This is a genomic window from Pseudomonas putida, from assembly GCF_005080685.1.
In the GTDB taxonomy this organism is placed as follows: domain Bacteria; phylum Pseudomonadota; class Gammaproteobacteria; order Pseudomonadales; family Pseudomonadaceae; genus Aquipseudomonas; species Aquipseudomonas putida_V.
The window spans coordinates 2720940-2742634 of the sequence record NZ_CP039371.1 but is presented as its reverse complement, the minus strand read 5'-3'; the positions used below and the strand labels follow the sequence as shown (position 1 = coordinate 2742634).

Genomic DNA, 21695 nt, shown 5'->3' with positions numbered 1-21695 from the left:
CTCGGCGCCGCGAAGAAGCCAACCGGATTACCGCTCAGGCACCGGCAACGGGGCCTCGCTGTTCCAGCCGGTCACCGGCCGGCTGAACAGGTTCTCGGTCTGGAAATGCGCCATCCGCCACTGCCCGTCCTCCACCGCGAAGCGCACCGTCAGGCGTGCCGCGTTCAAGTGCGAGGCGCCATCGGCGAAGGTGCTGGTCTGCAACATCACCCAACGCCCCAGGCCCTGCTCACCATCCACCTCGATCACCTCGCTGGTCAGGAAGTGCACGTTCAGGGCGAAGTGCGCCGGGGTCTTCATGTAGGTGGCGAACATCGCCCGGATCGCCTCGCGGCCCCGGTAGCCGCCAAAACTCTCGGCATACTTGGCACCCTTGCCTTCCCACAGCGCCTCACGGCTGAACAATGCCGCCAGTTCATCCAGTGGGGTGCTGGCATCGAGCTGGTCACACAGTTCCATGTAGCGATTGATGCAGACACGAATGGCCTGTTGGCTTTCGAACCGCTGCAGGCGCGCCTGCAGCTCAACGATATCGGTCATCGTCACCTCAGCGTCCGGTGTTGGCATACAGGTTGAGCAGCAAGCGCTCGGCCACCGCCAGCAGTTTCTCGTCGGCGCCCTTGGCCGCCACCAGTTGCAAGCCGACCGGCAAGCCGCACTCGCTGCCCAGCGGAATGCTCAATGCCGGGTGCCCCGACAGGTTGAACGGCCGCACCAGGGAGGTCATGCCCAATACCGCGCGGGTGTCGGTGGCATCTTCCAGGCGCAGCGGGAAGTCCGGCATGGTCGGCAGGGCCAGCACATCGTAGCTGGCCAGCATGCGGTCGACTTCCTCGGTGAAGCGCGTGCGCACCCCTTCGGCTTCCGCCAACGCGCTGTCGCTGGTTTGCCCCGCCGCCGCTAGGCGCCCGGCGATGTCGGCGCCGACCTTGCCGGTTTCCAGCAGGTGCCCGCAGCCCTCGAAGGTCTCGCGGTTGATCACCACCATGCCGGCCTCATAGGCGGCACCGAAGTGTTTGAGTTCGACATTGCCCAATGGCAGGCCGCTGGCCGCCAGGGCGCCTTGCACCACTTTGTGGATCGCAGCTTCGGCAGTGACCCGCAGGACACCGATCCGGGCCTTGGTCGGCACCTGGGCAGGCGTGAAAGTCGGATCGATCATGCTCATGGCTCGAACCAGCATCGGCAGGCTCGCGGCGAACGGGCCGACGCAGTCCAGGCTGGTACGCGCAGGCATCACGCCCTTGCGGCTGACCCGGCCGAAGGTGGGCTTGAGCCCGAACACGCCGCAGCAACAGGCCGGTATGCGCACCGAACCACCGGTATCGGTCCCCAGGCTGAAGTCGGCCAGGCCTGCAGCCACCGCAGCGGCCGAGCCGCTGGACGAGCCACCGGGTATACGCCCAGGGAAGCGCGGGTTGGCCGCAGTGCCGGTGTAGCGGTTGATGCCCGTGGTGCCGAACGCCAGTTCATGCAGGCTGACCTTGCCGGTCAGGCGCGCACCGGCAGCCAGCAGATTGCTGACCACTTCGGCATGCCGCTCGGCCAGCGGCGCATGCTCGAGTGCCTGGCTGGAGGCGCGGGTCGCGGTACCGGCGACATCGAGGGTGTCCTTGACCACGACCCGGGGGCCACTGCCGCCCAGGTCCAGGGTTTCAACTATGATTGTCATTTTCGTGCAGCCCTTTTCAAGAATGGATGCCGGAGCCTGGCCCAGCCGTTAGTGGCGCAACCGTTAAAATGCGTTTCTATTACGTGAAATGTCAACTGAACATTCCAGCAATTCGCGAGCGCTTTGCGGTAGCCAAATTCGCGGAAAGGTCTATGATGTCGCGACTATTTCCGCACAAGTAGTGAATCGATGAGCAACGCCAAGAACACTTCAGCAGCGTCCCCGGCCAGGAAGGGCCACAGCCATCACGACCCGGCCAGCGATGAATTTCGCAAAGAGGATTTCCCCTTCTACTGGCTGGCCCGCGTGCATGGCCGTTACACCCAGAACATGGAACGTCTGCTCAAGAAGATCGACCTCGACGTACCACGCTGGCGGGTGCTGTGGATCCTCAACGAGAACGGCGAATCGAGCATTTCCGAGATCTCGACCCATGCCATCGCCAAGCTGTCGACGATCACCAAGATCGTCTATCGCATGAAGGAAGATGGCCTGGTCGACACCGCCCCCAGCCCCGAGGATGGGCGCGTGACCCAGGTGCGTATCACCGAGGTCGGCCTGCAGAACATCGAACGCATGCAAGAAGTGACCCGGGAATTGTTCCAGCGCAGTTTCAAGGGCCTGACCGAGGCCCAGGTGCAGCGCTTGAACCGCATGCTCGAAGTGGTCTTCCATAACCTCGAGACCTTGTAACGCCAGGGGCCTCAGCAGGCCTTGGAGTCTTCGCACACGCGGTGATAGGCCCGGTTGAAATACACCAGCCCATCGTCGGCGCCGCCATGGCGGATGTCCTGGATCTCGCAATAGAAGATGCTGTGCGAGCCCACCTCGTGCACCTGGGCGATGCGGCAGTCGAAGTTGACCAGCGCTTCCTGCATCACCGGCGCCCCACTCTCCAGTACGGTCCAGCCAGTGGTTGCGAAGCGCTCGTCCATGTTCAGGTTGCGGTTGGCGAAAGCGCCCGACAACTCCTGGTGGGTGCCGGCCAGCACGTTGACGCACAGCGCGCCGTTGGCCTTGAACTGCTCGTTGGAGTACGAAGACCGGTTCATGCATACCAGCAAGGTGGGCGGTGAGTCGGTCACGCTGCATACCGCAGAGGCCGTGAAACCGAAGCGTCCGGCTGGGCCATCGGTGGTGATGACCGACACGGCGCCACCGAGCATCGCCATCGCGTTGCGAAATTGGGTTACGTCTACCATGGTCATCTCCTCAGATATCCAGCACCAGCTTGTTGGTCTTGGCCCGCGAGCAACACACCAGGATCTGGTCGTTGGCGGCTTTCTCTTCATCGGTCAGGTACACATCGCGGTGGTCCGGCTCGCCTTCGAGCACCTCGCACATGCAAGTGCCGCAGACGCCCTGCTCGCAGGAGATATCGATCTTGATGCCGACCTGGGCCAGCGCATCGAGAATGCTCTGGCCTTCGGCGACCTGCACGGTCTTGTTGCTGCGCGCGGCGACCACTTCGAAGCTGCCGCCACTGACGTCGACCTCGACCTGGAAATACTCCTTGTGGATCTGCGCCTCCTCAAAGCCCTGCGCTCGCGCCCCGGCGATGACCCAGTCCATGAAGCCCGACGGGCCGCAGGTATACAGGTGCACGCCGGCGTCGGCCTTGCCGAGCACGCTAGGCAGGTCAAGGCGCTGGGCCGCGTCCTCATCGTCGAAGTGGGTGACTACTTGCGCGGCGAACGGCGCCTTGGCCAGCTCGTCGAGAAACGCGCTGCGGCTGCGTGAACGCCCGCAGTAGTGCAGTTCGAAGTCCGCGCCCTGGCGATACAGGGCGTGGGCCATGGCGATCATCGGGGTGATGCCGATACCACCGCCCAGCAGGATCGAGCGTTTGCCGTCCTTGGCCAGCGGGAACAGGTTGCGCGGCGCGCTGATCTGCACCTCGCGGCCTTCGTGCAACGCTTCGTGCACCTGTACCGAGCCGCCTCGGGACGCTGGGTCCTTGAGCACGCCCAAGCGGTACACGGACACCTCGGCGGGGTCGCTGCACAGCGAATACTGGCGCACCAGGCCGGGTGCCACATGGATATCGACGTGCGCGCCAGCCTCGAAGGCAGGCAGAGCGGCGCCATCGGCCCGCCCCAGGTCGAGGACGACCACGTCGGCCCCTTGGATCTCGCGCTTACGCACGATGACGTTCAACAATTCTTCATTCATGGCCGGTGCCTCGGATTACCAAAGGGGCGCCTGGCGCCCCAGAAAATTCAACGCATGAACAGGCCGCCGTTCACGTCCCAGGTCGCCCCGGTGGTGAAGTACGCGTCGGGCCGTGCCAGTTGCACGATCAGGTCGCCGAGGAAATCGGCATCGCCCAGGCGCTGCACCGGGATGTTCGCCAGTAGCCCCTCAAGCCGCTCGGCTGGCACGGCAGCATGCACGGCCGGCGAGTCGATCGGCCCTGGGGCAATGGCGTTGACCGTGACCCCACGTGCGGCGAACTCCTTGGCGAAAATCTTGGTCAGGGTGACGATGGCGCCCTTGCTCGCCGCATAGTGCGCGCCGGTGGCGGTGCCGCCGTTCTGCCCGGCCAGCGAGGCCATGTTGATGATCCGCCCGTAGCCGGCCTCGGCCAGGTGCGCACCCAGCACCTGGCAGCCGAGGAACACGCTGCGCAGGTTGAGGCCGACCACGGCGTCGAACTCTTCCGGGCTGATCTGCATCAGCGGCGTGGTCTTGGTTACCGCTGCGTTGTTGACCACCACGTGCAGCGCACCGAAGTGCTCCAGCGTCTGGGCCAGGGCGCCCTCGAAATCAGCCTTGTTGCCGACGTCGAGCTTGACCGCCAACACCCGGCCACCCTGCCCTTGCAGCTGCTCGGCAGCGGCCTGGGCCAGGTTCAGGTCACGGTCCGAGACCACCACGTCGAAGCCTGCGGCCAGCAGCCGCGAGCAGAAACGTTGCCCCAGCCCCTGTCCGGCGCCGGTTACCAATGCGACTTGGTTCATGGCCAGTTCCTCAGAGGATGTAGCCGATGCCGGCGAGGGCATCGTCGCTGTTGATCAGGCTGATCACCTTGCGGTGGATCTTGAAGCTGCCCTGTGCCCGCACCAGGGTGTAGGTCAGGTCGGCGCTGTAGTGCTTGAGGCTCTCCTTGCGGAACTCGCGGATGTTCTGCGCGGCACGCACGGTGACGTTGACACCGTCGTCGGCCAGCACCCGAAAGCGCGAGATCGTGCGCACGGTGCGTGGTTGCGGGCTGGTGGAAATCGACTCGCCACCGACCAGCCGCTGCACGCGCAGGCCACGCATGTGGTGGTCGTCGTAGGCGTAGTTCAGGGTGTTCTCGTAGTCGGTCTCTTTCGGGTTGATCGGGATGATATAGGTCCCTTTCTCGGTCCACAGACTCAGCCAGGTGTCGTATTCACCGTGGTCGAGCATGTCGCCTTCCTGCCAGATGAACGCGGTGACTTCATTGAGCAATTGCAGGTTCATCATTTGGCCTCCGCCGTCATCATCTTCTTCCACTGCTGGTACGCCGCCCGCATGCCGGTTTCGGCACTGACGTCGGAGACCAGGCCATCTTCGCTGGGCTTCTCGCCCGGCAGGCCGCGGTTGAGCATGATCCACAGGTTCTCGCCAGCGTTTGCGCCTTTCTGCACCCGCTCCCAGGCCTCGGAATCGTCCGGCGTGCCGAAGCCCATCGGGCCCTGGAAGTGTTCGTGCAGGCGCAGGCGGTAGCGGTTGGCCGCAGCCGGGCCGCCGTCCATGGTGATCACCGAGTGGTGGATTTCCGTTTCCGTGACCGAGATCGGCTGCAAGACGCGGAAGAACGCCATCGAGCAGGCGACGTTGGGGAACAGGTTGAGGTTGAAGCCCGAGCCACCGACGGCGCGCACGATACGGCGCACCTGCTGCTCCTCGATGCCCTCGTCACGCAGTTCGGCGGCAAGGCTTTCGAAACGCTCGGGGATCGGCTTGTCGAGGTCGGCTTCAAGGTCCACCAGCTCGGGGATCATCACCATCACGCTGTGACCGTTGCCCAGGTCCTCGACGTAGCCGGGGCCCTTGACGAAGTCGAACAGCTCCAGGGTCTGCTCGTCGACCGAGGACAGGAAGCTCTTGTGCACCAGCGGGAAGTGGTAGGCGTCGGTGGTGTTTTCCAGCTGGATCTTCCAGTTGCCGGGGAAGCGGAAGCGGTGCTCGCCGGGGACCTTGATGCCGTAGCCGGCGCCCTGTTTCATGAACAGGTCCATCCACTTCCTGGCGGCGCCGAGGAAGTCTTGCAGCGGCTCGATATCGTCCTTGAAGGTGGCGAAGATCATGCCGGCGTAGCTTTCGGTGCGCAGGCTGACCAGCGGCAGCTCGGCCTTGTCGATGCAGTCGCCGTAGCTTTCCGGGTGCGGGATGCCGCGCAGCGAGCCGTCCAGGGCGTAGCCCCAGCCGTGGTAGGGGCAGACGAAGCTGTTGGTCTTGCCCTTCTTGTGCTCGCAGACCGTGGCGCCACGGTGGCGGCAGCGGTTGAGCAGGACGTTGATGCCCTTTTTGCGATCACGTACCACGATCACTGGCTGCTTGCCGATGTAGGTGGTTTTGTAGCTGCCGGCGTCGGGGATTTCGCTTTCGTGGGCGACCCAGATCCAGGTGCTGTGGAAGATCTTTTCCAGCTCGGCGTCGAACAGCGCCGGGTCGGTGTACAGGGAGGTGTGGACGCGGTCGGCCTGCACCAGCTCGGCCGGGTCGACCGCCAGGTTGACGGCGGGAATCAGGTTGCTCACGGGATATTCCTCTGCTTCAGGCGCGCTGGATGATCAGTTCGCGGCCGACACGGGCCTCGACCTTGGCGTAGCGCCACAACTTGTACGGCCCCTCGCCCACGGCGGTGGTGCGGAACAGGTTGCAGGCGGCGTGCACAGTCTCGATATCCGGCACGTCGGCCAGCAGGTAGGTGGTCCACGGGAAGCCGTCGGAGGGGCCGACCATGCTCTGGTCGTCGTCCATGTTGCCCAGCACACTGACCCCGGCCAGGTCGTGGATGCCGTTCCACATGGCGCTGAAGGCGGCCCACACCTGCAGCTGTTCCTCACGCGGGGCATCGAAGAAGTTCTGGTTGATGCCCATGCAGAACAGCACGCGCAAGGCTTTCTTATCGCTCATGACAAAGATCCCTGAAAATTAGAGGTAGCCCGGAAGAGGCTGTTTACCGAAGAACATCGCCCCGGCGTTCTGATAGGTGACGTCGCCCATGAAGGCGTGCTGGGTGACCACCTGCGCGTCGTTGACGCAACGGGCCAGCGGGCTTTCGTTGTAGATACCGGTCATGCCCGAGAGCATTTGCGCGCTCCGCGCCACTTCGGCGGCGACGCGGGCGGCATGGGTCGAGGACAGGCGCAGCAGGTTGGTGACGTCGACCGGTACCGGGTCGCCCGCCAACACGTGCTCCCAGGCCCGCTCGATGGATTCGTAGAAGAAGGCACGGGCCGAACGCAGCGCAGCCTCGGCCTTGGCCACATCCACCTGGGCCAATGGCCGGTCAGCCAGGGCCGGAGCGCCAGTCACCGAGATACGCCCGCTGGCCATGCCGGACAACTCGTCCAGGGCGGCGCGGGCAATACCCAAGCCAACCACCGAGAGCACCTGGGTCGCGAACGACAGCGAGGGATAGCGGAAGAACGGCTCGTCCAGGTTCGGCTTGCCGCCGCGCACGAAGGTCCACTGCTCGCCCACTACCACATCCTCGACCACCAGGTCGTGGCTGCCGGTGCCGAGCAGGCCGACGGTGTCCCAGGTTTCCTCGATGCGCGCCTGACTGCGTGGCAGTACCGCCAGGCGTGGCAGGTCGAGCTTGTCGCCATTGCGCGGGGCGATACCGACGCCGACGATGTCGGCGCCCATCGAGCCGCTGGAGTATTTCCAGCGCCCGTTGATCTTGAAGCCACCGCTGACGATCTCGGCTGCTTGGGGCGGGAAGATGCCGCCAGCGAACACGGTGTCGGGGCTGTTGCCGTAGATCTCGGCGATGGTCTCCAGCGGCAACGCCGCCAGGTACACCGGGCTCATGCCGAAGCTGGCCACCCAACCGGCCGAACCGTCGGCGTGGGAAATGCGTTCGATCATTTCGCAGAACGCAGCAGGCGAACACTCCAGTCCACCGAAGCGTTTTGGCACCAGGGCGCGATAGACGCCGTGGGCCTTGAAAGCATCGATCACGTCGCGGGAAATGTGGCGCTGGCGATCGAACTCGCCCAAGCGGGCACGATCACGAACACCGTCAAGCAAGGCCTCGAAGGCAGGGCCGGAGGCGAGCGCCGACGCTGGCGCGGCACGCAGGCAAAGCGAATCCATGGACATTCTCCGTCTCAGGCGCGGTTCTTGTAGTGATGCAGGAGCTGAAGGGCAGGACGCGAAATGGCTGGGCTCACCAGGGGCGAACAGTGGCCACGCGGGAAGGCAAAGGCGAGTCTGGGCGGCATGGTCTGTCTCTCTTGTTTTGTGTGCCGGTGAGCAAAATTTGCGACCAATTACGTGAATTGTCAATTGACTTTTCACGCTTAAAATCCAGATTTTACTCTGAGACACTCACCATAAATTCCGCATAGAAACTCGTATCATCTTGATTTAGTTATGTTTTTATACTGTGGTCCGCCACGCGACACAGGGCCAAAAAAACTAACCACGCACGCCAATATGCGAAAAAATTTTTAGCGCACTTTTCACATGATTTCGAAGCAAAAAAACCTGGTGTAGGATGGCGAGGCATGGAATGCGACAAGGCCCGACAACCGCGCAGGGCCGATAACAACAAGCCAGCCAGCGCCCCACCAGGATGGCGGGGACCACGCCAATGCCTGCCGTGATTACCCCGAGGTCGAGGTCATGCCCACCCGCCACATCGACATGCAGGACCACCGCCTGCGCTACCTGCACCTGAGCCATGACAAGGGTTCGATGCGCGCCGCCGCAGAGGCCCTGGGCGTCGCCACTTCATCGGTCAGCCGGCAGATTGCCCGGCTGGAACAGGAGCTGGACATCGAGCTGGTTCGTCCCGGCACTCACCGCATCAGTCTCACGGCTGCTGGCGAGGCGGCGGTGGACTACTACATCGAACGCTTGCGCCAGCACTGTGCATTGATCGACCGCCTCGACGAACTGCGTCAGCGCCAGCAGGCATCGACGGTCATCGCCATCGGCGAAGGTCTGCTCGGCGCGCGGGCGATCAATTCGCTGCAGGGCTTCCTGCATGCCCATGGCGCGCACAAGGCCGAGATCATCAGCGCGCCGTCGCTGGAGGTACAACGTATGGTGTTGGCCGACGAGGCTCATCTTGGCGTGGTGTTCGCCCCCAGCGCGACGGCGCGCCTAACCCGCCTGTTCAGCCTGGCCCAGCCACTGCGCATGATCGTGCACCGTGACAGCCGCATGGCCCAGCGCTCCACCGTCAGCCTCGCGGAAGTGGCGCGTGAATCGCTGGTGTTGCCGGGTGCCAACTTCCGCGTGCGCGAATTGGCCGATGCGGCGTGCAAGGATTTGCCGTTCGACATCGTGCCGACCCTCACCTCCAATTCGCTTGCGGTGATTCTCGACTACGTGCGGTCGGGGCTTGGTGCCACGTTGCTGGCCGAGTTGCCGATCATCGACGAGATCAAGAGCGGCACCTTCAAGGCGCTGGCGATCGATTGCGAGGCGATGAACGCCACCGACATCCAGATCGTCACGCGACGCGGGCGCACCCTGGATGGCCTGAGCCGCGAACTGGCAACGGAAATGGCCAAGGCGGTGCGCATGGCGGCCAATGCCTGATACCGCCGCAGCGGCTTCGCCCGCGAATGCTGCGGTGAATTGACCTACGCATTCGCGGGCAAGCCCGCTCCCACAGGATCACCGCTACGCCCAGGTCCGGCACATCCCCTGTAGGAGCGGGCTTGCCCGCAAAGCAGACACCTCGGTGTATGGCACCGGCTTCGCCGGTGTTCGCGGGCAAGCCCGCTCCCACAGGATCACCGCTACGCCCAGGTCCGGCACATCCCCTGTAGGAGCGGGCTTGCCCGCGAAGCAGACACCTCGGTGTATGGCACCGGCTTCGCCGGTGTTCGCGGGCAAGCCCGCTCCCACAGGATCACCGCTACGCCCAGGTCCGGCACATCCCCCTGTAGGAGCGGGCTTGCCCGCGAAGCAGACACCACAGTCCTTGTGCCTGGCACCGCAGCTGAACACTCGTTGCACAAAACGCAACGACATTGTTCCCGCCTGTCATTGAGCCCCTCCCCCCTGCCCTTTAGCGTTGCTCACATAAGAAAACGCCTTGCAGAGGTAATCCCGTGAGCAACCTGATTCCCGCCGTCAACCTGGCGGTCGACCCGGCCGAGCTGGTGCAGGCCGACCGCGTCCACACCTCCCTGTACACCGACCCGGCGCTGTTCGACGCCGAGCTGGAAAAGATCTTCCACAGCACCTGGATCTGGGTCGCCCACGAAAGCGAAATCCCCGACGCCGGCAGCTACAAGACCACCTACATCGGCAAGCAGCCAGTGATCGTGGTACGTGATCGCAAAAAGGGCATCAACGTCCTGCTCAACCGCTGCCGCCACCGTGGCGCCACGGTCTGCGAGCACAAGAAGGGCAAGACCAACAGCTTCGTCTGCCCCTACCACGGCTGGGGCTACGCCCTGGACGGCTCGCTGCGCGGCATCCCGCACCCGGAAAGCTACGGCGACTGCATCGACAAGGCCGAGCTGCCGCTGGTCAGCCTGCGCACCGAAAGCTACGCCGGCATGATCTTCGCCACCTTCAAGGACGATATCGAGCCGCTGCAAGACTTCCTCGGCGCCGCCAGGAAGTGGATGGACCTGTTCATGAAACAGGGCGCCGGCTACGGCATCAAGGTCCCCGGCGAGCACCGCTTCCGCTTCCCCGGCAACTGGAAGATCCAGCTGGAAAACACCACCGACGCCTACCACTTCCCGCTGGTGCACAAGAGCTTCCTGTCCTCGGTCGACGAGCAGACCCTGGAGCTGTTCGACTTCGTCAAGGGCCCCGGCTACGTCGAGGACCTGGGCAACGGCCACAGCGTGATGGTGATGATCCCCGAGCTGGTGGACCTTGAAGCCGACCTCGACAAGCCGATCCCCGAGCGTTTCGAAAGCCTTGCCGCCGAACTGCGTGACGAGGGCATCGAGGAGCAACAGGTGCGGCGCATCGTGCGCGCCGTCGGTGGCTCGGGCTTCAACCTCAACCTGTTCCCCAACGTCGCCTGCTCGATGGCGTTCTTCCGCGTCTTGCAGCCGATCTCGGTCACGGAAACGGAAATCCACCACTCGGTGATCACCATGGACGGCGGCCCGGCTGCGGCCAACCGCTACCGCCTGCGCCTGCACGAACACTTCCAGGGCCCGATGGGCTTCGGCACCCCGGACGATTCCGAGGCCTGGGAGCGGGTGCAGAAAGGCGCCAATGCCGGCGAGAACCTGTGGATCATGCTCAACCGTGGCCTGCCTGGCGAGAAGCCCAGCGCAGACGGCTTGATCTCCGACGTCAGCGCCGAGACCGGCATGCGCGCGGCGTACCAGCAGTGGAAGAAGATGATGACCGCGGAGGCCAAATGATGGACCTGAATCTGTTCAATGAAGTCACCGCGTTCATCTGGCAGGAAGGCGACATGCTCGACCATGGCGAGTACGACGGCTGGCTCGACCTGTGGACCGAGAAGGGGACGTACATCATCCCGATCGACCCGAAGGAAAGCGACTACGAGAACACCCTGAACTACGCCTACGACGACCACCACATGCGCGGCCTGCGCGTGCAGCGGCTGATCGGTGGCGAGTCGATCTCGACCAGCCCGCAGCCGCGCACCGTGCGCACCCTTTCGCGCATCCGCGTGATCGGCGACGACGGCGTCAACGTCACCGTGCGCGCCGCGCAGAACATCCGCGAGTTCCGCAAGGAAAGCCTCAAGCACTACAGCGCCGACCTGGTCTACACCCTGGTGCGCGCCGAGGGCGGTTTCAAGATCCACCGCAAGGTGATCAGCCTGATCAACAGCGACGATGCCCTCGCCGGCATCGGCTATATCCTCTAGGGCCACGATGATGAGCGACCAATTGCTCGACGTATTCGTCCAGGCCCGCGAGGTACAAGGCGGCGATGTCGTCGTCCTCGAACTGGCGGCGGTCGACGGCCAGGCACTGCCGCGCTTTGCAGCAGGTGCCCACGTCGACCTGCACCTGGGCCCTGACCTGGTGCGCCAGTACTCGCTGTGCGGCGACCCGGCGCGCAGCAATGTCTACCGCCTGGGCGTACTCAAGGACCAACAATCGCGCGGCGGCTCGCTGGCGGTGCATGAACACCTGCAACCCGGCACGCCGATGCGCATCAGCGCGCCACGTAACCTGTTTGCGCTGGTGAGCGATGCCAAACGCTCGATCCTGCTCGGCGGCGGCATCGGCATCACCCCGATGATCGCCATGGCCCACGCCCTGCACGCCAAGGGCGAGCCCTTCGAGCTGCATTACCGGGCCCGCTCGCGCAGCCGCTGCGCCTTCGTCGACGAACTGCTGGCAGCGCCCTTCGCCGCCAGCGTGTTCACCCATTTCAGTGACGAAGGCTGCGACCAGCAACTGGACCTCGCCCGTGTGCTGGGCCCAGGTACTCCGGGCGTGCACCTGTATACCTGCGGCCCCACGGGCTTCATGGACTGGGTGATCGAAAGTGCCCGCCAGCAAGGCTACGACGACCGGCACATCCACCACGAATACTTCCAGGCCGAGGTCGACACCTCGGGCGACAGTTTCGAGGTGGTCGCCGCACGCAGCGGCAAGACCGTGCAGGTGCAACAGGGCCAGACGCTGATCGCCGCGCTGCGCGAGGTCGGCATCAAGGTCGAGGTGTCGTGCGAGCAAGGTGTGTGCGGCACCTGCCTGTGCGATGTGCTCGAAGGCCAACCCGATCACCGTGACCAATACCTGACCGATGAGGAGAAACAGAGCAACGAACAGATCGTACTGTGCTGTTCCCGGGCGCGTGGAAAGCGCCTGGTGCTGGATATCTAAAACAACAAAAACAATACGTGACAGACAAGCGGGCCCAGACCTGCAGACCTCCCCTGCCCAGTTTTTCGACTGCCCGGACCTCGTACTGATCACACTTCCAGGATTACCCCATGGAACCCAAATGGCCGTTGCGTGCGAAATCGTTGTGCCTGTGCCTAGGCACCGTAATACCCCTGACCAGCCTGGCCGAGGTGGTGGATGACAGCCACCTCTCGCTCAATTTCAGAAACCTCTACCTGAACCGCAACTTCACCAACTCCAGCGCCCCGACCTCCAAGGTCGGCAACTGGTCGCAGGGCTTCGACCTGCAGTTCGAGTCCGGTTATACCGACACGCCCCTGGCCGTCGGCCTCGACATCAATGGCCAGTATGCCTTGCGCCTGGACTCCACCGGCAACGATGGTTCGCTGCCGTTCAGCCGCCATCGCCAGCAGGCCGCCGACGACTACAGCCGGGGCGGTGCCACGCTGAAGCTGAAATACGCCAAGACCGTGGTCAAGATCGGTGACCAGAAGCCGTTCTACCCCGTGGCGTCCAACGACCCCAGCCGCCAGCTCGACACCATCTACCAAGGCGCGGTATTCGAGTCGCGCGATATCGACAACCTGACCCTGGTAGGTGGACGCTTCTGGTCGATCGTCACCCGCGAGTCGTCCAATCATGAACGCCTGTACCGCTACGGCACCACGGACAGCCAGGACAGCGATGGCCTGGACTTCGTCGGCGCCACCTATGCGTTGACCCCGGACCTGCAAGGCAGCTACTTCCACGGCGTGCTCAACGATATCTACAAGCAGGACTACGGCGGCATCAAGCATACCCTGCGGTTCGCCGACGGCTACCAGCTCAAGACCGACGTCGGCTATTTCAACAACCGCGAGGACGGCGCCGCGCGCAGTGGCGCGGTGGACAATCGCGCCTACTTCGGCCTGGTCACCTTGGAAAAGAGCGGCCACATGATCGGCGCCAGCTACCAGCGCATGACCGGCGACACCGTGTTCCCGACGCTCAACGGCTACGTGCCGCAACTGTGGCTGCCGAACTGGGCCGGGTTGCCCTTCATACGCCCGGACGAGCGCAGCTGGTCGGTACGCTATGGCTACAACTTCGCCGCCATGGGCCTGCCGGGGCTGAAGCTGTTCACCCGCTACATCAAAGGCACCGACATCGACCGCGGCGCAGGCCTTTCGCGCGACCAGGAAAGCGAACGTGACATCATGCTCAGCTACGTGGTGCAAAGCGGCCCGCTAAAAGACCTGTCGTTCGACCTGAAGAACATGCGTACCCAGCAGAAGTACGGCAACGACTACAACGAATATCGCCTGATCACTTCCTATACCTGGAAGTTCTGGTGACCGGCCTGCATGGAGATGGCTCATGAGCAATCTGAACACCAGCATCACCCGTGATACCGACCCTCGCACCATGCGTCGCATCGTCATTGCCTCGGTGCTGGGCAACGCCCTGGAATGGTACGACTTCTTCCTCTACGGCACCGCGGCGGCGCTGATCTTCGCTCCGCTGTTCTTCCCCGCCGGTACCGACCCGGTGCTCGGTACCATGGCCTCGTTCGCAGGCTTTGCCGTAGGTTTCCTGGCGCGTCCGCTGGGCGGCCTGATCTTCGGCCACATCGGCGACAAGGCTGGACGCAAGAAAGCCCTGGTGATGACCCTGGCGATCATGGGCGCAGCCACCTTCGCCATGGGCCTGCTGCCGACCTTCGAACAGGCCGGCTACCTGGCCCCCGCCTGCCTGGTGATTTTGCGTGTCCTGCAGGGCGTGGCCTCGGGCGGCGAATGGGGCGGCGGTGTGCTGCTGCTCAGCGAGAACGCGCCCAAGGACCGTGTCGGTTTCTATGCGGCCTGGAGCCAGCTGGGCGTCTCTGGCGGCTTCGTATTGTCGGCGGCGGCGTTCTACCTGGTGCAGATGCTGCCCCATGAAGACATGATGAGTTGGGGCTGGCGCGTGCCCTTCCTGGCCAGCATCCTGATCTTCGGCGTTGGCGTGTACATCCGCCGGCGCCTGCCCGAGAGCAAGGAGTTCGTCGAGGAACAGGCGCAACAGGACAAGCCCGAGCACATGCCGGCCATGGAAGTGCTGCGCAACCATCCCAAGGCGGTGCTGCAAGCGATGGGCATCCGCATCGCCGAAAACGGCAGCGCCTATCTGTTCCTGGCCTTCACCATCGCCTACGCCAAGTTCACCGGCCTCGATACCCAGCTTGTCCTGGCGGCCGTCATGGTGGCGATGATCGTCGAGGCCGGCACCATCGTGTTCTGGGGCTGGCTGTCGGACATCATCGGCCGCCGCGTGGTGTACGCCATCGGCTCGGTGGGGCTGATGATACTGGCGTTCCCGTTCTTCTGGATGCTCGATACCCATTCGCCGGTGTGGGTGTACCTTGCGGCGGTGCTGGGCATGGCGTTCTGCCATGGCGCGATGATCGGCACCCAGCCGGCGCTGATGGGTGAGCTATTCCCGCCCAAGGTGCGCTACTCGGGCCTGGCCATGGGGCACGAGATCGCCTCGATCTTCTCGGGCGGACTGGCGCCGCTGGCGGCCACGGCGCTGTTCAGCCTGTACAAGGACGCCTGGCCGGTGTCGGTGATGCTCGTGGTGATGGGCGCGATCACCACCCTGGCGGTATTGTCCATCAAGCCGCAGTCCAAGCCGCTGTAACCCCGCTTCATTGGTTTTTGCCTGGGCCTTTCCGTGCGGGGAGGGTCTGGGCTTTTTTGTTTGACGATGACTCCAGCCCGGAGTAATCCTGCTCTTCAGGCACAGGCGCTGCGTAAGCTGCTCCCTTGGGCACGCGAGTCTGTGTCTACCTTTGCGCTCTGTCGCAGATGCTTTTAACATTGTGCGGCAACCACACATCACCGAGGTATTCGCCATGCGCCATTGATGCCGCCGTCTTCACGACGGCCAGTCTCCACCTACCCCCAAGAGCAGGGGGAGTTCTTGGCATCCTTGGAAATGACACATGACGAGTCCCTATCTTGCGCTGGAAAGCGTTTCTTATGTTCTGCCGGACGGCAGGACGCTCTTGTGCGAACTCAACGAACAGTTTGACCAGCGTCCCACCGGTCTGGTCGGGCGCAATGGCATCGGCAAGACAGTGCTGGCGCGCCTGCTGGCGGGACAGGTGCAGTCGACGGCTGGGCGCTGTGTGCGCTCGGGCGGCGTGCATTACCTGGCCCAGCAGGTATCGCTTCCGGCGAGTGTCACCGTTGCAGGCCTAGCTGGAGTGCAGGCCACACTCGATGCGCTTGAGCGCATCGAGGCGGGCAGCAGTGAGGCAGAGGATTTCGATGCCGTGGGCGACCGTTGGGATGTGCGCCTGCGCCTGCAGCACGAACTGGAACGCTATGGCCTGGGCTATCTTGATGCTTCCACGCCTGCCAGCGCACTCAGTGGTGGCGAGGCCATGCGCGTCACGCTGACCGGCGCCTTCTTGTCGGGTGCCGATTTCCTCGTTTTGGACGAACCCAGCAATCATCTCGACCGATTCAACCGTCAGATGTTGATCGAGCAGTTGCAGAGTTGGCCGCGTGGGCTCCTGGTGGTTAGCCACGACCGGCAATTGCTGGAGACAATGGCGCGGATCGTGGAATTGTCGTCTCTAGGACTGCGCAGCTATGGCGGCAATTACACCTTCTACGCGCAGTGCAAGGAGCAGGAGCGGCAGAACGCCATCCAGCAACTCGAACAGCGCAAGCTCGAACGCCAACGCGAAGAACAATCCCTGCGCGAGCAGCGCGAGCGCCAGGAACGGCGGCAGGCCCGCGGCAATCGGCAGGGGCACGAAGCCAACCAAGCCAAGATCCTGCTGGACCGCCAGAAGGAGCGCAGCGAGAGTTCGGCGGGAAAGTTGCGCCAACAGCAAACGGCAACTCGGGAACAACTCGCCCGGCGCGTGCGCGAGGCCGCGCAACAGGTTGAAGAAGATTTGGCGATCGTGGTGCACTCTCTGCCGGTCGCCGCGCCTTCGCAGCGGCGAGTCGCGGAACTGGAAGACGTGAAACTGCCCTTTGTTCCTGCTGCCACGCGCTGCGTCAGCTTGATGCTGGCCGGGCAGCAGCGTGTAGGTGTCGTCGGGCCCAACGGCTGCGGCAAGTCCACCTTGCTCAAAGTGCTCGCCCACCAACTTCAGCCCTTGTCCGGGATATGCAAGATTTCAGTCGAGGGCATGTATCTGGACCAACGGCTGGCCAGTCTGGAGCCGCAGCGTACAGTATTGGAACAGATGCTGGCAGCCAACCGCATTGCGACCGAAGGCGAACTGCGCATGCGCCTCGCGCAGCTCGGCCTGGATGCCCAGAAAGTCACTGCGCCTAGCGGTTCGCTCAGTGGTGGGGAGCGCCTGAAAGCGGCGCTGGCATGTGTGCTCTATGCAGATCCACCGGCGCAACTGCTATTGCTGGACGAGCCCAGCAACCACCTGGACCTGCCCTCGGTTCAGGCGTTGGAGGCCATGCTGCGCGGCTATCGAGGTGCTTTGATGGTGGTGTCGCACGATGATGCATTCATGAATAGCCTTGGCTTGACGGATCGCTTGATAGCGACCGAACAAGGCTGGCGGATGGAATCGTGGTGACGTAAGAGCGGTACCGATGGGCATCGCGAATGGGGGGCTTGCCTGGGATGCGCCGCGCGGGCGGCGCTCGATATCTGCGGCGCCGCACCTCTCCCGGCGAGCCCTTCCCGCCCCCACAAAATTGCCCAAGCGTGCCAAACACTTGTGCCCGGCTGCCAAAAGCGCGCTGGGTGATGGGGTTTGCCGCAACGCCCCGGTAGCCTTCGCAAACCCAGCCCGGCGCTGACAGAACAAGAAGAGGAACCTCGGCATTGAGCATTCAGAACAAGATCATCCTGCTGGCCAGCGCCTGCCTGGTAGCGGTCGTCGGCCTGCTCGCAGGCCTGTCGCTGGAACAGCGCCGCAGCGATGCGCAAACCCTGCTCGACAGCTCCAGCGAACTGCTGCGCGCAGCCGCCCGGGACAACCTTCAGGCCGAGGGCCAGGCGCAGGCGTTGCATATCCAGCAACGCTTCGGCCAGGCCTTCGAGTTCGCCCAAGGCATGGCCCGGCAGGTGCTGCATCTGCGCACACAGGCCGGCACCGATTCAGCCTCACCGCGAGCACTGCGCCAGACCCTCACCCAAGTTCTGCGCGATGCGATCGGCGAGCGCGACGATCTGCTCGGCCTGTTCGTCGCCTTCGACCGCAATGCCCTGGACGGGCGCGACGCAGCGTTCATCGACCAGCCGGACCTGGGCAGCAACGACAGCGGCCGCTTCACCCTGTACTGGCTGCAACCGCAACCTGGCCAGTTGCAGGCCGTGCCAGGCAACGAGGCGCTACTGGCCAACGACACCCCGGGCCCCACCGGCGCGCCGTTCAATGCCTTCTTCACCTGCTCGCGCCAGAGTGCCCGCCCCTGCGTGCTGGAGCCCTACCTGGACGACTCCAGCGGCACGCCGCACCTGGTCACCAGCGTGACCGTGCCGCTGATCGTCGACGGCAAGGTGATCGGAGTGCTGGGCCTGGACATCGGCCTGGAAGCGCTGCAGGACAACGCCAAGGCAGCGAGCGCCTCGCTCTACGACGGCCAGGGCGCGCTGTCGATCATCAGCGCATCGGGTGTGGTGGCAGCCGACAGCGCCCACCCACAGCGCCTGGGCAAGGCCGCCGGCGAACAAGCTACCGCGGATGCGGCGCAGCTCGATGTGCAGGTGCCGATCCAGCCGATTGCCGACGCCAAGCCCTGGAACATCCAGGTATCGGTGCCAAGGCAAGTGCTCGAAGCGCCCGTGCTGCGCATGCAGCAGCAGATGCAAGCGCAGCAGGTGCGCAGCCTGGCCATGGAAGTGGGCCTGGGGCTGCTCCTGGCAGTGGCCGGCATCGCCATGATGGCCTGGGTCGCACGCAGCGTGACCCGGCCGATCCAGCGCGTAGCCGCGCTGCTCGATGAAATCGCCGATGGCGACGGCGACCTCACCCGCCGCCTGGCCTACCCGCGCCGCGACGAGCTGGGGCGCCTGAGCGCCGCCTTCGACCGTTTCCTGGATCGCTTGCAGCCGGTGATCGCCCAGGTGCAACAGGCCGTGCACGATACTCAGCATTCCGCCGACCAGTCACAACGCATCGCCAGCCGTACCAGCCAGGGCATGCAGCAGCAGGTGGGAGAAATCGAGCAGATGGCCACGGCCTTGCACGAGATGTCCGCCACCGCCCAGACCGCGGCGCACAGCGCAGCCCAGGCGGCCGATGCCGCACGCCACGCCGAAAGCGCCACGGGTAACGGCGTGCAGGTGATCGAGCGCTCCACCCAGGGCATCCGCGAGCTGGCCAGCGGCATGAGCGACGCCATGCAGCGCTTGCAGGCGCTGACAGCCAGCAGCGAACAGATCGGCTCGGTGCTCGACGTGATCCTCGCCATTGCCCGCCAGACCAACCTGCTGGCGCTCAACGCCGCGATCGAGGCAGCACGCGCCGGCGATGCCGGGCGCGGCTTCGCGGTGGTAGCCGACGAAGTGCGTGGGCTGGCCCAGCGCACCCAGGCGTCGGTCGAGGAAATCGGCCTGGTCATCGCCAACCTGCGCGAAGGCACCCGCGATGTCACCGCTGCCATGCAGCACAGCAACAGCCAGGCTCACCACAACGTCGAGCAGACCCAGCAGGCACTGGCGGTGCTGGCAGAGATCCGCCAGGCGGTTGCCATCATCACCGACATGAACGTGCAGATCGCCTGTGCCGCCGAGGAGCAGAGCAGCGTAGCCGAGGAGATCAACCGCAACGTCGAGGCGGTGCGCAACGTCGTCACCACGCTGTCCGGCGAGGCCGAGCAGTCGTCGGCCATCAGCCAGCAGCTCAATGGCCTGGCCGTACGACAGCAGGGCTTGATCCAGCGTTTCAAGGCCTGAGCGGCTCGCCCCCGTCGAAGCGCGGGGCCAGGCCTGTGTTGTGCAACTGCCTCACCAGGGCCGCCAGGCGCGTCTGGCGGTAGGCCTGCACATCCATGGCCTGGTAGTCGTAGAAACCCACGCCGTCACGCAGGCCGTTGCGCCCTGTCGCCATGTTGTCGCGCACCGACTGCGGCGCCTGGTAACGCTCGCCGAGGTGTTGGCTGAGGTACGCCGAGGCATGGTGGAGGATGTCGCCGCCGCCCCAGTCGATGAACTCCAGCAGGCCCAGTACCGAAAAGCGCAGGCCGAACCCGGTGCGCACCGCCAGGTCGATCTGCTCGGCACTGGCGACGCCTTCCTCGACCATGCGCGCCGCCTCGTTCATCACCAAAGCCTGCAGGCGCGGCACGATGAAGCCTGGCCTCGCGTTGCACACCACTGGCACTTTGCCGATGGCGCGCAAGGTCTGCAGCAGCTCGCCGACCACCGCATCGCTGGTACGCTCGCTGCGCGAGAGCTCCACCAACGGCATCAGGTGGGCAGGGTTCAGCCAGTGGGCGTTGACCAAGCGCTGCGGCGCGCTGACCATGGCTGCCAGCTCGGTGACCAGGAAAGTCGAGGTGGTCGAGGCGATGATCGCTTGCGCAGATACGTGTCGGTCGATCCAGGCGAACGCCTCGCGCTTGGCCGCCAGCACTTCCGGCACGGCCTCGAACACCAGTCGGCATCCCTCCAGCGCCTGCCCGCCCTCCTCCAGCGGCAGCAGACCGATACGCGACAGCAGCGGGGCAACCCGATGCGCCCCGATCAGCCCGAGGGCGACCAGGTTGCCGGCTTCGGCTTCCAGGTTGCGCCTTGTTGCGGCGAAGTAATCGGCCTGGGCTTCGGGCTCACGCGGCTTGAGGTCGATCAGGCTGACCTGCACGCCCGCCTGGGCAAAGGCCAGGGCGATGCCCTCGCCCATGCGCCCGGCCCCACGACCGCGATGTGCCGCAGTGGCTCGCTCATGCCGCCACCCCCTCGCGCAGCAGCGCGCGCATGCCGGCCTGGTCGAGGCTGGCGATGCCAAGGTTCTCCAGCGTCCGCCCCTCGGCGTACAGGTCGCGCCCGGTCACCGCCGAGGCCAGCGCCAGCAAGCCCTCGGCCACCGGCGTCGGAACGCCCGCCCAACGCCCCACCGAAACCAGCAGCGACAGCCCCAGGCGGGTGTCTTCGAGCATGTAGCGGTGCTGCTGCAGGTCAATCTTCTCGCGCCAGTCGCCGCTGTCGGTAAGCTTGCCGTGGGCCCCCCGGCCATACATCCACTCCTCGCCCTGGTCGGTGTTGTAGTGGTCGGCCAACGGGAAGTGCGGGGCCGGGTAACCCAACGCTTCACGTACGCGCATGCGCTCGGCATCGAGCTGGTTGGTCACCCGGCGGATCGATGGCTGGGTGCCTTCGTTATGAATGTCCCAGGCTTCGAAGTGCTCCAGGGGGCCAGCGTTCATCATGATCAGCGGCGGGTGGATGATCGGGCCGGCATTCATCAGCGCTCCGCTCAGGGCGTCCTCGATGGGCTCGACGCTGGGGTAGGCCTCGCGCAGCACGGCAAACGCCTGCGCCGCCAGGCGGCTGGGCAGCACCCCGGTCGGCAGGCGCGTGGCGTAGGCACTGATAACCAGCTGGTCCGGCCCATGCTTGCGCACCAGGTACGGCAAGGTACCGGTTTCGGCGAAGGCCACCTCGGCCGGGTTGCCACAGTCGCGCATGGCCTTGGCGAACACGTAGCTGCCAAAGGTGCCCGGCGGCAGGAACACGACCTGGCCATCGCGCAGCAGTGGCGCGACTTCGGCGGCCAGCGCCAGGTGGGTGGTCGACGGCAGCGGGATGACCACCAACTGCGCACCTTCCAGTGCCTGGGCCAGGTCCGCGACCAGGGTCAGTTGCTCACCCAGCGCGACCTGGCGGGTGCCGCGATAATCGCGCACGGTCAGTGCGCCGATGGCCTGCAGGTCGCCCAGTGCTGCCTGGTCGCGCCGCCACAGGCGCGTGGTGTGGCCACGTTCGGCCATTTCGACGGCAGCGGCGTAGCAGCCGTGGCCGCCTCCAAGGATGGTGATGTTCATGGGCATTGCTCC

At 64.7% G+C, this 21695-nt stretch carries 20 protein-coding genes and 1 pseudogene; 10 read left to right on the top strand and 11 right to left on the bottom strand.

Annotated elements, in window-relative coordinates; genetic code table 11:
- Nucleotides 1–27: 27 nt before the first annotated feature.
- Nucleotides 28–540 (bottom strand): nuclear transport factor 2 family protein, encoded by a 513-nt coding sequence (locus tag E6B08_RS12625; RefSeq protein WP_136914310.1) that lies wholly within the window; start codon nt 538–540, stop codon nt 28–30.
- A gap of 7 nt (nt 541–547) precedes the next feature.
- Entirely contained in the window at nt 548–1672 is a 1125-nt protein-coding gene (locus E6B08_RS12620) for an amidase (protein ID WP_136914309.1), read from the bottom strand.
- Between the two features lie 189 nt (nt 1673–1861).
- Between E6B08_RS12620 and E6B08_RS12615 the strand changes: the two genes are divergently transcribed.
- On the top strand, nt 1862–2365 hold the full coding sequence (locus tag E6B08_RS12615; protein ID WP_136914308.1) for a MarR family winged helix-turn-helix transcriptional regulator: 504 nt from the start codon (nt 1862–1864) through the stop codon (nt 2363–2365).
- An 11-nt stretch (nt 2366–2376) separates the two neighbouring features.
- On the opposite strand, the gene E6B08_RS12610 is transcribed toward E6B08_RS12615, so the two are convergent.
- Genes E6B08_RS12610 through iacA form a run of 7 tightly spaced genes read right to left on the bottom strand, consistent with a single transcriptional unit; the run spans nt 2377 to nt 7969 of the window.
- Complete coding sequence (locus E6B08_RS12610; RefSeq protein ID WP_136914307.1) at nt 2377–2874, bottom strand: flavin reductase; 498 nt, start codon at nt 2872–2874, stop codon at nt 2377–2379.
- Between the two features lie 10 nt (nt 2875–2884).
- Nucleotides 2885–3844: a PDR/VanB family oxidoreductase gene (locus tag E6B08_RS12605; protein WP_136914306.1), complete on the bottom strand. Its 960-nt coding sequence runs from the start codon at nt 3842–3844 to the stop codon at nt 2885–2887.
- 47 nt (nt 3845–3891) lie between these two features.
- Nucleotides 3892–4632, bottom strand: coding sequence for an SDR family NAD(P)-dependent oxidoreductase (locus E6B08_RS12600; protein ID WP_136914305.1), 741 nt, complete (start codon nt 4630–4632; stop codon nt 3892–3894).
- 10 nt (nt 4633–4642) lie between these two features.
- On the bottom strand, nt 4643–5119 hold the full coding sequence (locus E6B08_RS12595) for an aromatic-ring-hydroxylating dioxygenase subunit beta (protein WP_136917391.1): 477 nt from the start codon (nt 5117–5119) through the stop codon (nt 4643–4645).
- Complete coding sequence (locus tag E6B08_RS12590; RefSeq protein WP_136914304.1) at nt 5119–6402, bottom strand: aromatic ring-hydroxylating oxygenase subunit alpha; 1284 nt, start codon at nt 6400–6402, stop codon at nt 5119–5121. The genes E6B08_RS12595 and E6B08_RS12590 overlap by 1 nt, the downstream gene beginning before the upstream one ends.
- Nucleotides 6403–6418: 16 nt before the next feature.
- Nucleotides 6419–6781: an IacB protein gene (locus E6B08_RS12585; RefSeq protein ID WP_136914303.1), complete on the bottom strand. Its 363-nt coding sequence runs from the start codon at nt 6779–6781 to the stop codon at nt 6419–6421.
- Nucleotides 6782–6799: 18 nt separating this feature from the next.
- Complete coding sequence (gene iacA / locus E6B08_RS12580; RefSeq protein ID WP_136914302.1) at nt 6800–7969, bottom strand: indole-3-acetate monooxygenase; 1170 nt, start codon at nt 7967–7969, stop codon at nt 6800–6802.
- 531 nt (nt 7970–8500) lie between these two features.
- On the opposite strand from iacA, the gene E6B08_RS12575 reads away from it, so the two are divergent.
- The 9 genes and pseudogenes from E6B08_RS12575 to E6B08_RS31485 all read left to right on the top strand — a co-directional run bounded on the left by E6B08_RS12575 (nt 8501) and on the right by E6B08_RS31485 (nt 19596).
- The gene (locus tag E6B08_RS12575) at nt 8501–9424 is read left to right on the top strand and encodes a LysR family transcriptional regulator (protein WP_136914301.1); all 924 of its coding nucleotides are present in this window, start codon (nt 8501–8503) and stop codon (nt 9422–9424) included.
- 518 nt (nt 9425–9942) lie between these two features.
- A complete protein-coding gene (locus E6B08_RS12560; RefSeq protein ID WP_136914300.1) occupies nt 9943–11226 on the top strand; it encodes an aromatic ring-hydroxylating oxygenase subunit alpha in 1284 nt (427 codons plus the stop codon).
- A complete protein-coding gene (locus E6B08_RS12555; protein ID WP_136917390.1) occupies nt 11226–11702 on the top strand; it encodes an aromatic-ring-hydroxylating dioxygenase subunit beta in 477 nt (158 codons plus the stop codon). Before E6B08_RS12560 ends, E6B08_RS12555 begins: the two co-directional genes overlap by 1 nt.
- 10 nt (nt 11703–11712) lie before the next feature.
- Entirely contained in the window at nt 11713–12672 is a 960-nt protein-coding gene (locus E6B08_RS12550) for a PDR/VanB family oxidoreductase (RefSeq protein ID WP_136914299.1), read from the top strand.
- A gap of 110 nt (nt 12673–12782) precedes the next feature.
- The gene (locus tag E6B08_RS12545; RefSeq protein ID WP_136914298.1) at nt 12783–14027 is read left to right on the top strand and encodes an OprD family porin; all 1245 of its coding nucleotides are present in this window, start codon (nt 12783–12785) and stop codon (nt 14025–14027) included.
- A gap of 22 nt (nt 14028–14049) precedes the next feature.
- Entirely contained in the window at nt 14050–15351 is a 1302-nt protein-coding gene (locus E6B08_RS12540) for an MFS transporter (RefSeq protein WP_238349329.1), read from the top strand.
- 304 nt (nt 15352–15655) lie between these two features.
- Nucleotides 15656–17269, top strand: coding sequence for an ABC-F family ATP-binding cassette domain-containing protein (locus E6B08_RS12535; protein WP_136914297.1), 1614 nt, complete (start codon nt 15656–15658; stop codon nt 17267–17269).
- Between the two features lie 482 nt (nt 17270–17751).
- A pseudogene (locus E6B08_RS31490) lies at nt 17752–18738 on the top strand (HAMP domain-containing protein); the annotation flags it as partial.
- Between the two features lie 102 nt (nt 18739–18840).
- Nucleotides 18841–19596 carry a methyl-accepting chemotaxis protein gene (locus tag E6B08_RS31485; RefSeq protein WP_416194399.1) on the top strand — a complete coding sequence of 252 codons (756 nt, stop codon included), beginning with the start codon at nt 18841–18843 and terminating at the stop codon, nt 19594–19596.
- Here E6B08_RS31485 and E6B08_RS12525 read toward each other — a convergent pair.
- The gene (locus E6B08_RS12525) at nt 19586–20542 is read right to left on the bottom strand and encodes a 3-hydroxybutyryl-CoA dehydrogenase (RefSeq protein WP_136914296.1); all 957 of its coding nucleotides are present in this window, start codon (nt 20540–20542) and stop codon (nt 19586–19588) included. The two genes, E6B08_RS31485 and E6B08_RS12525, sit on opposite strands and share 11 nt — an antisense overlap.
- Nucleotides 20543–20582: 40 nt before the next feature.
- Nucleotides 20583–21683, bottom strand: a complete 1101-nt coding sequence (locus tag E6B08_RS12520; protein WP_136914295.1) for an NAD/NADP-dependent octopine/nopaline dehydrogenase family protein — start codon at nt 21681–21683, stop codon at nt 20583–20585.
- Nucleotides 21684–21695 lie beyond the last annotated feature (12 nt).